Genomic DNA, 16,667 nt, shown 5'->3' on the forward strand with positions numbered 1-16,667 from the left:
ATCGATTCGCCGATCAACAATATGACGGTCACCGTTGGCGCTGGTGCGGAAGTCAAACCTGTTCTCCTCACGCCGTATGCGGTGAACCTGACAGGCGTCAACACCACGTTCATCAACAACGGGACGGTGGACCCGACCCTGCTCCTGGGGCTGGGCTTGTTGACCTCGGGGGTGCAACTCGGCAGCGGCACCAACGGCTCGCTGGTCGTCAACAACGCAGGAACGCTCAAGGGCACATCCACCCTTGCCTTGGGCTTGCCGCTGGCAAATTTGACCGGTCTGGCCCTGGATGTGTCTAACGGCGCAGGCGGAACCAATGTCATCACCAACAGCGGAATCATCGGGTCTACCGCACTTCTCGGCGTATCGATTGCGCAAGCCGATATCCCGGTGATCTCCGTGCGTGGTGGCAGCCCGACCACCTTCACCAATGCCGCCACAGGCAGCATTACCGGGCGTATCGCGTTCCAGGGGTCGTCACTGGGCAACAAGTTCATCAACGCCGGCACCCTGACCGGCAGCCTGCACATGGGCAACAGCACGGTGGCCAATACCTTCACGGCAGTCACCAGTTCCCAGGTGTTGAAGAGCACGGGCGTGGGCTCCGTGCTGTCGGTCACGCTCTTCCCGCAGCTCTCCTTTGCCGCTACGGGCACCGTCGATGGCGGTACGGGCGCAGCCAACAACCTTGTCTTGCAGAACGCTGCCAGTGGTACCGGCTCCGGCACCACGGGTACCGGCACCATCTCCAACACCACCTACGTCAACTTCAGCAATCTGACCGTCAACAGCGGTACCTGGACTCTTTCGGGGCCAGTGCTGACCGGTACCACCACCACCACGCTGAACGGCGGCATCCTGTCCTTCGACAACGCCCTGGGTATGGGCACTGGGCAGATCACCGGCAATGGCGGGACCCTGCAGGCAAGCGCAACAAGCCTGGCCCTGAGCAATGCGGTCAACCTCGGCTCCGGTGGGCTGACCGTGAGCGGCGCCAATGCCCTGACGCTGAGCGGCAACATCACCGGCAGCGGCGGCCTGACCAAGTCCGGTGCCGGCAACTTGATCCTGAGCGGCAACAACAGCTACCAGGGTGGCACCAATCTCACCACGGGCACGCTGGTGGTTGGCAGCAACACCGCGCTGGGTGCGGCAACGAGCATCCTCAACGCAGCAGCCGGCACCACGCTGGATACCAATACAGCAGGTCTGAGCGTCAGCAACGCCATCAGCGTGGCCGGCACCCTGAACCTGACCGGCAGCAATGCGCTGACCCTGGGCGGCAACATTACCGGCGGCGGTGGCCTGACCAAGGCCGGCGCCAGCAGCCTGACCCTGAGCGGCAACAACGCCTACACGGGCAATACCAACCTCAATGCCGGCACCCTGGTGGTTGGCAGCAACACTGCGCTGGGTGCGGCAGGGAGCATCCTCAATGCCGCAGCCGGCACCACCCTGGATGCCTCTGCGGCGGTGACCCTGGGCAACGCCGTCACCCTGGGCGGCAACCTGACCATTGGTGGCAGCAATAACCTGGGCCTCAGCGGTGTAGTCAGCGGCGCAGGCAGCCTCACCAAGGCCGGAGCCAGCAGCCTGACCCTCAGCGGTGCCAACAACTACAGCGGTGGCACCCAGCTCAACGCCGGCCGGCTGGTGCTTGGCAGTAACGGAGCGCTGGGGTCCGGCACGCTGACGGCAGCAGACGGCAGCACCCTGGACGCCAGCACCGCGGTCAGCATCACCAATGGCGTGACCGTCAATGGCGCGGTGAACATCGGCGGCACGTCCGACCTCACTCTGTCAGGGGTGGTCACCGGCGCCGGCAGTCTGGTCAAGAACGGCACAGCCAACTTGACCCTCAGCGGTGCCAACAACTACACGGGCGGCACCACCCTGAACAACGGTACCCTGACCCTCGCGAATGCGGGGGCGCTGAGCGTCGGTGCTCTCACGGTCGGCGGTACCGCCAGCCTGGTGGGCCCCAGCGCGATGACCTTGGGCAATGCCATCCACCTCAACGCGGGCGGTGCACTGACCACACCCGTCAGCGGCAGCCTTGGCCTCACCGGCACCATCGACGGGCTCGGCAGCCTGGCCAAGTCCGGTGCGGGCACCCTGTCGCTGAATGGGAACAACAGCTACAGCGGCGGCACCGTGCTGAGCGCTGGCACCCTGAGCCTGGGCCATGCCAACGCATTGGGCACCGGTACGCTAAGCACGGCGGGCGGCACCACGCTGGATACTTCCGTCGCAGGTCTGAACGTTGGCAACGCCCTCAGCGTCACCGGCACCCTGAACCTGGCCGGCAGCAATGCCCTGACCCTGGGCGGCATCATCAGCGGCAGCGGCGGCCTGGCCAAGAACGGCACTGCCGACCTGACACTCAGCGGCGCCAGCAACTACCTGGGCGGCACCTTGCTCAACGCCGGTCGCCTGGTACTGGGCAACGCCAGTGCGCTGGGAACGGGCACCTTGAGCACCGCCAACGGCACCACGCTGGATACCAACACAGCAGGCCTGAGCGTTGGCAACGCCATCAGCCTCACCGGCACCCTGAACCTGACCGGCAGCAATGCCCTGACCCTGGGCGGAAGTATCTCCGGCAGCGGTGGCCTGACCAAGGCCGGCAGCGCCAGCCTGACCCTGACCGGCAACAACACCTACCTGGGCAACACCAACCTCAATGCCGGCACCCTGGTGGTAGGCAGCAACACCGCGCTGGGTCTGGGTGCCCTCCATACCGCTGCAGGCACCACGCTGGATGCCAATACTGCAGTGACGCTGGGCAACGCTGTCAACTTGGCTGGAAACCTCAGTATCGGTGGCAGTGCCAACCTCGGCCTCAGCGGCGTGGTCGGTGGCACGGGCAGCCTGACCAAGAGCGGCGCAGCCAACCTGACACTCAGCGGCGCCAATACCTACCAGGGCGGGACCACGCTGAACAGCGGTACTCTGACCGTTGGCAATGCCCTGGCCCTGGGAACAGGTGACCTGACCGTCGCCGGCACCGCCAACCTCGCCAGTACCGGTGCCCAGACATTGGCCAACGCGATTTATTTGAACGCAGGCCTGACCCTGCCTGGCAGCGCCCACCTCACCCTCAGTGGCGTGATCGACGGCGCCGCCGGCCTGACCAAGTCCGGTGCAGGCTCCTTGCTGCTGAGCGGCAACAACAGCTACAGCGGCGGCACTGTGCTGAGCGCTGGCAGCCTGAGCCTGGGCCATGCCAATGCGCTGGGGACCGGCACCCTGAGCACGGCCAACGGCACCACGCTGGATACCAACACCGCAGGCCTTAATGTCGGCAACGCCATCAGCGTGTCCGGCACCCTGAACCTGGCTGGCAGCAATGATCTGACCCTGGGCGGCAACATCACCGGCAGCGGTGGACTGAGCAAGAACGGCAGCACCACCCTGACCCTTGCCGGAGCCAGTAGCAACTTCCAGGGCGGCGTCAACCTCAATGCCGGTACCCTGGTGGTCGGCAGCAACACCGCACTGGGTCTGGGTGCCCTGAGTACTGCAACGGGCACCACGCTGGACGCCAGCACCACCGTGGTACTGGCCAACCTGGTCACCCTCGGCGGTAGCACCACCGTGGGTGGCAGCGCCAACCTCAGTCTCAATGGCGTGGTCAGTGGCACGGGCAGCCTGACCAAGAGCGGGGCTGCAACCCTGACTCTCAGCGGCGCCAACACCTACGGCGGCGGCACCACGCTCAGCGCTGGCACTCTGCTGGTGGGCAATGCCCTGGCCCTGGGCAGCGGCACACTGACCACCGTGGCAGGCACCACCCTGGACGCAACCACGGCGGTGAGTCTGGGCAACGCCGTCAGCCTGGGCAGCGGCGGCAACCTGGCCATCGGCGGCAGCAACAGTCTGGGGTTGACTGGTGTCATCAGTGGCAGCGGTGGCCTGACCAAGAACGGCGTCGCCGACCTGACACTCAGCAGCGCCAACAACTACCAGGGCGGCACCTTGCTCAACGCCGGTCGCCTGGTGCTGGGCAACGTCACCGCGCTGGGAATCGGGACGCTGAGTACGGCCAATGGCACCACGCTGGATACCAACACCGCAGGTCTGAGCGTAGGCAATGCCATCAGCGTGACCGGCACCCTGAACCTGGCCGGCAGCAATGCCCTGACCCTGGGCGGCAACATCACCGGCAGCGGCGGCCTGACCAAGGCCGGGGCCAGCAGCCTGACCCTGAGTGGCAACAACGCCTACCTGGGCAACACCAACCTCACTGCCGGCACCCTGGTGGTCGGCAGCAACACCGCGCTGGGTCTGGGTGCCCTCCATACCGCTGCAGGCACCACCCTGGATGCCAGCACCGCTGTGGCGCTGAGCAATCTGGTCATCCTTGGCGGCAGCACCACCGTGGGCGGCAGTGCCAACCTCAGTCTCAACGGCGTGGTCAGCGGTGCGGGCAGCCTGACCAAGAACGGTACCGCCACCCTGGCCCTCAACGGCGCCAACAATTTCACCGGCGGCTCCGTGCTCAACACCGGCACCCTGGTGGTGGGCAATGCGCTGGCTTTGGGCAGCGGCGCACTGAGCGTCAACGGCGCGGCCACGCTGGACAGCAGTGCGGCGCTCAACCTCGGCAACCAGATCCATCTGAATGCCGGACTGACCATTGGCGGCAGCAACAACCTGGGCCTGACCGGCGCCATCGACGGCAACGGTGGTCTGACCAAGAACGGCACCGCCGACCTGCTGCTCAGCGGCGCCAACAGCTACCTGGGCGATACCATGCTCAACGCCGGTCGCCTGGTGCTGGGCAATGCTTCCGCGCTGGGGCAGGGCGCTCTGACGGCGGCAGCTGGCACCACCGTGGACGCCAGCTCGGCGCTGGCGGTGGGCAACGCCGTCACCCTCAACGGTGCGGTCACGGTAGGAGGGTCTTCCGACCTGACCTTGTCGGGCGTGGTCAGCGGCACGGGCAGTCTGGTCAAGAACGGCGCCGCCAACCTGACGCTCAGTGGCGCCAACACCTTCCAGGGCGGTACCACGCTGAACAGCGGCACCCTGACCGTGGGCAACGGCCTGGCCCTGGGCACGGGCGACTTGACGGTTGCCGGTGCCGCCAACCTTACCAGCGCCGACGCCCAGGCGCTGGCCAACGCCATCCATCTGAACGCCGGCCTGACCCTGCCGGGCAGCGCCAACCTCACCCTCAACGGTGTGATCGACGGCAGCGCCGGGCTGACCAAGTCCGGTACCGGCAGCCTGATCCTGAACGCGGCCAATACCTACTCTGGCGGCACTACTCTGGCCAGTGGTAACCTGGTGCTGGGCTCGAACACGGCCCTGGGCAGCGCAGCCCTGACCGTCACCGGTGGCGCGCTGGATGCCAACAAGACGCTGAGCGTCGCCAACGCCATCGCCCTGGCCGGCAACCTGAATGTGCTGGGCAGCAATGACCTGACGCTGACCGGCAGCATCAACGGCAGCGGCGGCCTGACCAAGTCCGGCGGCACCACCCTGACCCTGTCCGGCACCAACAGCTACCAGGGCAACACCAACCTCGATGCAGGCATCCTCAAGCTGGGCAGCAGCACCGCCCTGGGCCTGGGCACCCTGAACACCGCGGCAGGCACCACCCTGGATGCCACTACCGCCGTGGCCATCAACAATCTGGTCCACCTGGATGGCACCACCACCATTGGGGGCAGCGCTAACCTGGGGCTCCATGGCGTGGTCAGCGGCACCGGTGGCCTGGTCAAGCAGGGCGGGGCGACCCTCAGCCTGAATGCGGCCAACACCTACCAAGGCGACACCACCCTGCTGGGGGGCACCCTGTCGCTGGGCAACAGCCTGTCGTTGGGCAGCGGTGCACTGAACGTCAATGGCGCCGCCACCGTGGCCAGCAGCGCGGTGATCAACCTCGCCAACCAGATCAACCTGAATGCGGCCCTGACTGTCGGCGGCAGCGTCGACCAGACCCTGAGCGGCGTCATCGGCGGCAGCGGCAGCCTGATCAAGACCGGCTCGGGCAACCTGACGCTGACTGGCACCAACACCTATGCCGGTGGCACTACCTTGGCCGCCGGGACCCTGACCCTGGGCAATGCCTCCGCGCTGGGCAGCGGCTTGCTGCGACTCAATGTGAGCGGTGCGGCCAACCTGGACACCACCTCGGCCTTTGCCCTCAGCAACGCCATCACCCTGGGGGCCAACCTGACCCTGGTGGGCCACAGCGACCTGACACTCAACGGCGTCATCGATGGCGGTGCCGGCCTGGTCAAGGCCGGTGCCGGCAGCCTGACGTTGAATGGCGTCAACACCTACCTGGGCGGCACAAGCCTGGCCGCCGGGACCCTGACCCTGGGCAACGCCGAGGCCCTGGGCGCCGGCACCCTCAGCGTCACGGGGGCAGCGACACTGGACAACAGCGCGCCGCTCAACCTAGGCAACGCCATTGCCCTGGGCGCCGACCTGACCGTGGCCGGCAGCAACGACCTCAGCCTTGGCGGCACCATCAGCGGCACCGGCGGTCTGGTCAAGACCGGCCTGGCCGATCTGACGCTGAGCGGCAGCAACAGCTTCAGCGGTGCGCTGAACATCCTCAGCGGCAGCGTGACCACCGTGGGCGCAGGGGCGCTTGGCAACACGCCGCTGGTGAATGTCGGCGCTGGCGCCAGCCTCAACCTGGGCGCCAGCAGCAGTGTGGGCAGCCTGGGTGGCAGTGGTGCCATCCACCTCGGCAGCGGTGCCAACCTCAGCGTCGGCACGGGCAATCTCAGCGGCGTGTTCAGCGGTGCCGTGGCAGGCGATGCGGGTCTGATCAAGCTCGGCAGCGGCAGCCTGGAGCTGGCCGGGATCAATGTCTATACCGGCAGCACCCAGGTCAATGGCGGTGTGCTGAACGTCAGCGGATCGCTGGCCAGCCCGGTGGTGCAGGTCAATAGCGGCGCCACCTTGACCGGCAGTGGCCAGGTTGCCGGTGCGGTCAGCGTGGCCGACGGCGGCCACCTTGCAGTCAACAGCGGCGCCAACCTGGGTCTCGGCTCCCTGGTGCTGAGCAGCAATTCCAACCTCGATCTGGGCCTGGGCTCGCCCGCCACCGGCGGCAATGCGCTGATCACCGTGGGCGGCAACCTGACCCTGGACGGCAAGCTCAACGTCAGCGACATCGGCGGCTTCGGCGCGGGTATCTACCGGGTGATCGACTACACCGGCGTGCTGATCGACAACGGCCTGGTCATCGGCACCCTGCCCAGCGGCGTGTTGCCCGGCGACCTCGAGGTACAGGTCGCCATATCCAACCAGGTCAATCTGCTGGTGGGGGGCGCCAACGGCAGCGTGCTATTCTGGGACGGCAGCCAGCAGACCAGCGACAACGCAATCCAGGGCGGCACCGGGACCTGGAATGCCCTGAACACCAACTGGACCACCGTCAACGGCACCGGCAACCGTGACTGGAGCAGCTACTTCGCGGTGTTCCAGGGTACGGCGGGCAACGTCACGATCGACGGCACCCAGACCGTCACCGGCCTGCAGTTTGTCACCGACGGCTATGTGCTGAACAGCGGTACGGCCGGCGTGCTGAACCTGGTCAACAGCGACAGCGGCAGCGCCACCTTCCGTGTCGACCCGGGCGCGACCGCCACCCTCAACCTCGGGCTGACCGGCACCGGCCTGCTGAACAAGGCCGACACTGGCACCCTGGTGCTCAACGGGAGCAACAACTACAGCGGCGGCACCACCCTCAGCGGCGGCTCCCTGGTGGTGGGCAGCAACACCGCCCTGGGCAGCGGTGCGCTGACCGCAGCCAACAACACCACCCTCGACAGCAGCACCGCCATCAGCCTGGCCAACAGCGTGAACCTGTTGGGTGTGCTGAACATCGCCGGCAGCAACGCGCTGACCCTTGGCGGTGCCATCAACGGCATTGGCAGCCTGGTCAAGAACGGCAGCGGCATCCTCACCTTGGGCGCTGCCAACGGCTACCAGGGCGGCACCACCTTGAATGCGGGTGGCCTGGTGCTGGGCAACGCCCAGTCGCTGGGCAGCGGGACCCTGCACGTGGCGGGCAACGGCACCCTGGACGGTAGCGCCCCGCTGACCCTGGGCAACCAGATCGACCTGGGCGCAACCTTGACCCTACCGGGCAGCAACAACCTCATCCTCAACGGCGGCATCAGCGGCGCCGGAGCGCTGGTCAAGAATGGCGCCAGCAACCTGACACTGAATGGTGTCAACGCCTATGCCGGTGGCACCACTCTGGCCGCTGGCGGCCTGGTCATCGGCAACGGCGGCGCCCTGGGCAGCGGCGCCCTGAACGTCACCGGTGCATCCAGCCTCGGCGGCGCCAGCCCACTGGCATTGGCCAATGCCATCCACCTCGGCGCCAACCTGAGCCTGCCCGTCGATGCCAGCATGAACCTCAACGGCACCATCGACGGCTCCGGGGGCCTGAACAAGACCGGCAGCGGCACCCTGGTGCTGAACAATGCCAACACCTACCAAGGCGGCACGACCCTGGCGGCTGGCTCCCTGGTGGTTGGCAGCAACACGGCGCTGGGATCCGGCCTGTTGACTGCAGCGGTCGACACTACGCTGGATAGCAATACCGCCGTGACCCTGGGCAACGATGTCAACCTGCTGGGCGGTCTGGTCATCGGGGGCAGCAACAACCTGACCCTGACCGGCCAGGTCAACGGTGTGGGGGGGCTGATCAAGAACGGGGCCGGGGTTCTGACGCTCTCTGGCAGCAACGGCTACACCGGCGATACGGCACTCAACGCAGGCACCCTGGTGCTGGGCGGCAGTGCCGCGCTGGGAGGGGGGGGCGCCTTGAACGCCGCTGGCGCTACCACGCTGGACACCCTGACGGCCACCACATTGGCCAATGCCATCAACCTGACCGGCAACCTCAACCTCACCGGCAGCAACGACCTGACCCTTGACGGTGCGGTCAACGGAATCGGTGGCCTGACCAAGAATGGCAGCAGCAACCTCACGCTCAACAGCGCCAATGGATACCAGGGGAACACCAACCTCAATGGCGGTACCCTGACCTTGGGCAACAGCCTGGCCCTGGGCCTGGGTGCGCTGAATGTGGGTGCTGCGTCCACCCTGGCTGGCAGCACCGGCTTGACCCTGGCCAATGCAGTCAATCTGGGGGCAGGGCTGACCGTCAATGGCGGCAACAACATCACACTGTACGGTGTGGTCGGCGGCAGCGGCAGCCTGCTGAAGACCGGTGCTGGCACGCTGACCCTCAGCGCCGGCAACACATACCTGGGCGGTACCACCCTGGCTGCCGGTACCTTGGTGCTGGGCAACGCCACTGCCCTGGGCAGTGGCGCGCTGAATGTCACTGGAGCGTCCAGTCTGGGCAGCAGCGCTGCCATCACCACTGCCAACAACATCACCCTGGGCGCCAACCTGACCGTGCTCGGCACCCATAACCTGGGCCTGAATGGGGTTGTCAGCGGCAGCGGTGGGCTGGTCAAGAACGGCAGCGGCACCCTGACCCTCAACGGCAACAACACCTACCTGGGTGGTACCCAACTGAACGCCGGCACGCTGGCCATCGGCTCGGCCACCGCGCTGGGCAGCGGCAAACTGACCGCCGCCAATGGTACGCTGGACAACACCACGACGCTTGCCCTGAACAACGCCCTCACCCTGACCGGCAGCCTGACCCTGGCCGGTGCACAGGACCTGGTGCTGCACGGCGACATCGATGGTGCTGGCAGCCTGACCAAGAACGGTGCGGCCACCCTGACCTTGAGCGGCACCAACAGCTACAGCGGAGGTGCCACTCTCAGTGCAGGGAAACTGGTCCTGGCCAGCACCGGCGCGCTGGGCAGCGGTGACCTCACCGCTGGCAACAACACCGTGCTCGACAACAGCCTTGCCCTGACTGTGGGCAACAACCTGCACCTGCTTGGTGGGTTGACGCTGGCGGGCAGCTCCAACCTGACTCTGGCCGGCACTATCGACGGCGCCGGAACGCTGACCAAGAACGGTAGCACCGTGCTGACCCTCAGCGGCACCAACACCTATACCGGCGGTACCGTGCTGAACGCCGGCACCTTGGTCGCCGGGCAGAGTGGTGCACTGGGGTCCGGCGCATTGCAGGTCAACGGTGCTTCCACCCTCAACAGCGGCAACGGTGCCGTGGTGCTGGGCAACAACATTGGCCTCAACGCCAACCTCAGTGTCAACGGCGCCAATAACCTGGGCCTGAGCGGCGTGATCAGTGGCAGCGGCCAGTTGATCAAGTCCGGCACCGGCACGCTGACCCTGAGCGGCAACAACAGCACCTGGACTGGCGGTACGACACTGAGCGGCGGCACCCTGGCGATCAACAGCAGCAGCGCTCTGGGCTCCGGCGCCTTGACCGCCAACGGCAGCGCAATCTTGCTCAGCACAGCCTCGATCGTGGGCAACGCCATCGTGGTCAACGGAGACTTGACCATCAGCACCCCTTCCACGCTGGCGTACACCGGTCAATTGAGCGGCAGCGGCAACCTGATCAAGGCCGGTGGCGACGAGCTGATTCTGTCGGGCAACAGCAGCTTCAGCGGAACCTGGGATATCCAGAGCGGCAGTGTCACCTCGTTGAACGATACGGCCCTGGGCACACCGGTGGCGGTGAACCTTGGCAGCGGCACCACCTTGAACATCAATGGCAACACCAGTATTGGCGCCTTGAGCGGCAGCGGCCAGACCAATATTGGCATCGGCAGCGCGCTGTCGGTGGGTAGCAGCAATGCCAACAGTCTATTCGCCGGCATGTTCAGCGGAGACGGTTCATTGACCAAGGTCGGCGGCGGTGTACTGGAACTGAGCGGAATCAGCACCATTGCTGGCTCCACCCAGGTCAACGCTGGCACCTTGAATGTCACCGGCGCGTTCAACAGCGGCGGAGTGACCGTCAACAACGGCGCGACCCTGACAGGTAACAATATCGGCACCCATCTCGGTACGATTGGAGGCACAACCATCATCAACCCCGGTGGTCATCTGGCCGGCACCAGCGGCAGCACGCTGACCTTTACCAACGATCTGGTACTGATGCCGAACGCCAATGTGAATGTGGCCCTGGGCTCGCTGGTCACCGGCAATACGGCGCTGTTCAAGGTCAATGGCAGCCTGACCCTGGACGGGACCCTCAACATCACCGATGCGGGGGGCTTCGGCAACGGCGTCTACCGCCTGTTTGACTACACCAGCGGGCTGGTGAACAACACCTTGGACTTTGGCAACTTGCCCGGTGCGGTGACCAATGCTGACCTGCAGATCCAGACGGTCACCCCCGGCCAGATCAACCTGCTCGTGGCATCGCCCGGTCAAGACATCCAGTTTTGGGATGGCAGCGGACCCCTGCAAAACGGCAACGTCGAAGGCGGTAGCGGCACGTGGAGCTCCTCCAACGCCAACTGGACCGATCTCAACGGTACGGCAAACGGTACATGGTCAAGCCAGTTTGCGGTGTTCCAAGGCGCGGCCGGTACGATCACGGTTGACGGCACCCAGACGGTCAACGGCATGCAGTTCATCACCGACGGCTATGTGCTGACCGGCGATGCGCTGAACGCGGTCAACCGCAATGGCGGCGACTTTGCCGTGCGGGTCGACCCGGGCGTGACCGCCACCCTGGACCTGGATGTCAACGGCACCGGCACCCTGAACAAGCTGGATACGGGCACCCTGGTGTTGAACGGCGACAACGGCTACACGGGGGGTACCATTCTGAGCGGTGGCACCATCGTGCTGGGCAGCGACAGTGCCCTGGGCACTGGCAGCCTGACCGCCGCCGACGGCACCACCTTGGACAGCAACCAGGCCGTGGTCCTTGCCAACGATATCGGTGTGACCGGTACCCTGAGCCTGCCCGGCAGCTACGACCTGACCTTGAATGGCGTGGTCAGCGGCACGGGCGGTCTGACGAAAAATGGCACTAGCGTGCTGACCCTCAATGGCGCCAACACCTTTGGCGGCCCGCTGGCCCTGAATGCCGGCACCCTGGTGCTGGGCAACGACACGGCGCTGGGCCTGGGTGCCCTCAACGCGGTCGATGGCACGCAACTGGACAGCAGTGCAGCCATCACCGTGGCCAACACCGTCAACCTGGCGGGTGAACTGACCCTGCTCGGCAGCAACGACCTGACGCTCAATGGCCAGGTCAATGGCGCCGGCAGCCTGGTCAAGCAAGGCAGCAACACCCTGGCCCTGAACGGCGTCAACAGTTTTACTGGTGGCCTGGATCTGCAGGGCGGCACGCTGCGGCTGGGCAATAGCAGCGCGCTGGGCAGCGGCACGTTCACCGTCAGCAACCCGTCGTCGCTGGACACCAGCAGCGCGCTGTCCTTGAACAACAACCTGCAGCTGTCTTCGACACTGAATCTGGACGGCAACTACGACCTGGCCCTCAACGGCGTGATCGATGGTGCGGGCGGTCTGGTCCAGAACGGTACGGCACGGCTGTCGCTGATGAACGCCAACACCTTCGGAGGTGGTGTCGTGCTCAACAGCGGCAATCTGACGCTGGGCAATGCCGGCGCCCTGGGTACCGGTGCCCTGAGTGTCACTGGCTCCTCGCAGCTGGACGTGACTAACCCCATGGCGCTGGCCAACAATATCGATGTCAGCGGTGTGCTGTCCGTCGCCGGCAACAACGACCTGACCTTGTCCGGCACTCTCAGCGGCGCTGGTACCCTCAACAAGAACGGGCTGGCGGAGCTGACCCTCAGCGGCAACAACCACAACTTCACGGGCATCTTCAACATCTTCTCCGGGACCTTGTCCACGGTGACGAGCACCGTCCTGGGCACTCTATCGGAGATCAATCTGAGCAGTGGTGCCACCCTCAACCTGGGGGGCAGCATCACCCTGGCCCAACTGGTCGGCAGCGGCGATGTGGAAATTGACACAGGCACCACCCTGAGCGTAGGCGGTGGCAATTTTGCCGGTGCGCTGGGCGGTACAGGCACCCTGGACAAGATCGGAGCCGGCACCCTGACCCTGGCTGGCGCCAGCACCCACAGCGGCGCAACTACCGTCAGTGGCGGCAGCCTGATAGTCAATGGCCAGCTCACCAGCAGCACGGTCACGGTGGGCACCGGAGCCAGCCTGGGCGGTAGCGGGGACATCACGGGGGCCCTGACCGTGAACAACGGAGGAACGCTGGTGCTGACCGGGGGCAATACCCTTAACGTTGGATCGCTGGTGCTGGATCCGAACTCCACCATCAACGCAGCCCTGGGCGTGGCGCTGCCAGGCCAGCCTTCGCTGGTCAGCGTGGCAGGGAACCTGACCTTGGGCGGCCAGCTCAACGTGACCGATGCGGGGGGCTTCGGGGCAGGGGTGTACCGCCTGTTTGACTATGGTGGCACGTTGACCGACACCGGTCTGGTGATCAACTCGTTGCCCAGCAGCGTGCCGCTGAGCGATGCACAGCTGCAGACCGCCATCAACCACCAGGTCAACCTGGTGGTGGGCGGCGCCAGCAACGTGCTGTTCTGGGATGGCGGGCAGATCGTCGGCAACGGCAGCATCGAAGGCGGCTATGGTGTCTGGGATGTCTCCAACACCAACTGGACCAATGCCGCTGGCAGCGCGAACCAGGCTTGGAATGACACCTTCGCTGTCTTCCAGGGTGCTGCGGGCACGGTCACCGTCAATGGCGCGCAGACCATCACCGGCATGCAGTTTGTCGGCGACGGCTATGTGCTCAGCGGCGGTGTCAACGGTGAACTGCTGACGGCCGGCACCACCAATGTACGGGTCGACAGCGGCAGCACCGCTACCCTGAACGTCGCCATCAACGGCACGGGCACGTTGACCAAGCTGGACACCGGCACCCTGGTACTCAACGGCGCCAATGGCTATACCGGTGGCACGGCGCTGAACGGCGGCACGCTGGTGGTCGGCAATGATGCAGCGCTGGGCACCGGCACGCTGACGGCGGCCAATGGCACCACGCTGGACGCCAATCCGCTGGGCGGTAGTACGGAGGTCAGCCTGTCCAATGCGGTGACGCTCAATGGCGCCTTGACGGTCGGGGGCAGTCACGACCTGGTGCTGGACGGAACCATCAGCGGCAGCGGCAGCCTGGTGAAGAACGGCAACGCCGCGCTGACGCTGAATGGCAACAACGTCTACCAGGGCGGGGTGGCGCTGAATGCCGGCACGCTGATGCTGGGCTCGGCCAGGGCGCTGGGCAGCGGCAGGCTGACCGCAGCGCAGGGGGCCACGCTGGACAACCTCAGCGACATGAGCCTGGGCAACGCCGTGACGCTGACCGGGGGGCTGACCTTGGCGGGCTCGCATGCGCTGACCCTGAACGGCGATGTAACGGGCCCCGGCGGCTTGACCAAGCAGGGCGCCGCCACCCTGACCCTGAACGGCAACAACAGCTACGCCGGGGAAACCTCGCTGCAAGCCGGTGGGCTGATCCTGGGCAGCAGCACGGCGCTGGGCAGCGGTGTGCTGCGGGCGGCCGCAGGCACCACGCTGGACACCAGCACCAATCTGGCGGTCTCCAATGCCGTGGTGCTGGACGGCATGCTGCAAGTGGCAGGCTCGCACGACCTGGCGCTGAACGGCAGCATTGGCGGTGCCGGCGGGCTGACCAAGGACGGAACGGGCACCCTGACATTGGGCGGCAGCAACAGCTACAGCGGCGGCACCACCATCAACGCGGGCCAGGTGACGGCCTCTGCCGGTGCGCTGGGTACAGGCACCGTTGTCAACAACGCCGCACTGACACTGGTGCAAAACGCCGATGCAACACTGGCGCCAACCATCATCGGCAGTGGCAGCCTGGAAAAGACCGGTACCGCCACGCTGACCCTGGGCGGTGACAGCAGTGCCTTCTCGGGGACAACCACGGTACGCAGCGGGACCCTGGCACTGGACGCCATGGCCAAGCTGGGCGGTACGGTGACGGTGGCGCAGGGGGCCACCTTGGCAGGCCGCGGCAGCGTGGGCGCGCCGGGCACGGTGACCACGGTGCAAAGCGGTGGCACCATCGCCCCCGGTGGTGCGTCCAACGCCAGCGGCACGCTGACCATCGGCGGCGATCTGGTGCTGCAGCAGGGCTCCACCTACCAGGTGCAGGCCACGGCGGGCAGCACGGCCAGCACCAGCCTGCAGGTGGCCGGCAGCGCCACCCTGGGCGGGAGCACGGTGGGCCTGGGGTCGCAGCCGGCATTCGAGGTGGGCAAGACCTACACCATCCTGAGTGCTGGTCAGCTGAACGGCAGTTTCGGCAATGTCTCGTCCAACTTCGCCTTTGTGTCGCCCACGTTGCAGTACAGCACCACCGATGTGAACCTGCTCATGCAACGCAAGACCAACAGCGACGGCTCGGTGATCGGGTTTGCCGATCTGGCCACCACGCGCAACCAGGCCGCAGTCGCCAACGGGGTGGAAAGCCTGGGGGCCGGCAACGCGCTGTACAGCTTTGTGGAGCGCTTGCCCAACGGTGCGCCGCCCCAGGTGTTCAACAGCCTGTCCGGCGAAAGCCATGCCTCCATCCAGGCCAGCATGGGGGTGGGCGCCCGGATGTTCGGCGCATCCACCATGCAGCGGCTGCACGACAACCTCAGCGCCAGCCCGCGTTCGGGTGCGTCCACCTCCGGCCAGTGTGACCGGCAGCGGCCTGTGTCGGCAGAGGCATCGGCATCCGGGTCGGCATGGTCCTGCATGCCCACCCACCCGGCCTGGGCCGAGGTGGTGGGCCAATGGCAGACCTTCTCGGGCAACAGCGACACCGCAGGGCTGAAGCAGGACATCGGTGGGGTGTTCGCCGGGGCCGATACCGAAGTGGGCAGCAACGGCTGGCGCCTGGGGGCGGCCGTGGGTTACACCCGTGCCAATGCCAGGGTGTCGCACCGCAGCTCCAAAGCCACCACGGACAACTACAGCCTGGCTGTATACGGCGGCAAGAGCTATGAAATGGATAGCGGCCGGCTGAATGTGATGGCCGGGCTGTCCTATACCTGGCACGACATCGACTCCGAACGCCAGGTGGCAGCGCTGGGCCAAACCCTCAAGTCCGACTACAGCGGCAGCACCACCCAGCTGTTTGCCGAAGTCGGTTATGCCCTGGGCGAATACGGCGAGGTGGGGATAGAGCCCTTTGCCGGCATCAGCCTGGCCCACCAGCGCACGCGCGGCTTCCAGGAAACCGGGGGCTTTGCCGCACTGCACGGCCAGCGCAGCAGCGAAAACTTCAGCAGCAGCATCCTGGGTATCCGCCTGCACAGCGGCTTTGCCTGGGGCAGCAGCGAAGGGCGTTTGCGTGCCACGCTGGGCTGGCGCCATGCGTTTGGCGACGTGAGCAACCAGACCACCATGTCCTTTGCCGGCGGCCAGAACTTCACGGTGACCGGCGTGCCGCTGGCCCGCAACACGGCCGTGATGGCCCTGGAGGCCGAGATGGCGCTGAACCGCAGCACCTCGCTGGTGCTGGGCTACAAGGGGGAATTCGGCAGCGGCAACCGCGACCACTCCGCCCAGGTGCGCGTGCGCTGGTCGTTCTGAGTCCTGCCCACACCTCCGCTCAAAATCCCCTGCAGCCGCGGCCGCAGGGGATTTTTTTCAGGGCGATGGAATGGGGAGCATCGTGCGGGGGGCTCAAGCAGAAAGCAGGCACGTTCTGCAAACGTCCGCTCCCGGTCCCTCCCGCCTGCGACGGGGAC

1 protein-coding gene is annotated in these 16,667 nt (G+C 66.1%); it reads left to right on the forward strand.

Going from position 1 to position 16,667, the window contains the following annotated elements:
- The first annotated feature begins 21 nt into the window (after positions 1-21).
- Positions 22-16,509: an autotransporter-associated beta strand repeat-containing protein gene (locus KW830_RS00915; RefSeq protein ID WP_255578022.1), complete on the forward strand. Its 16,488-nt coding sequence runs from the start codon at positions 22-24 to the stop codon at positions 16,507-16,509.
- Positions 16,510-16,667 lie beyond the last annotated feature (158 nt).

Origin of the sequence: Comamonas sp. CMM03, from assembly GCF_019218715.1 — a bacterium.
Taxonomy (GTDB): domain Bacteria; phylum Pseudomonadota; class Gammaproteobacteria; order Burkholderiales; family Burkholderiaceae_C; genus Comamonas; species Comamonas terrigena.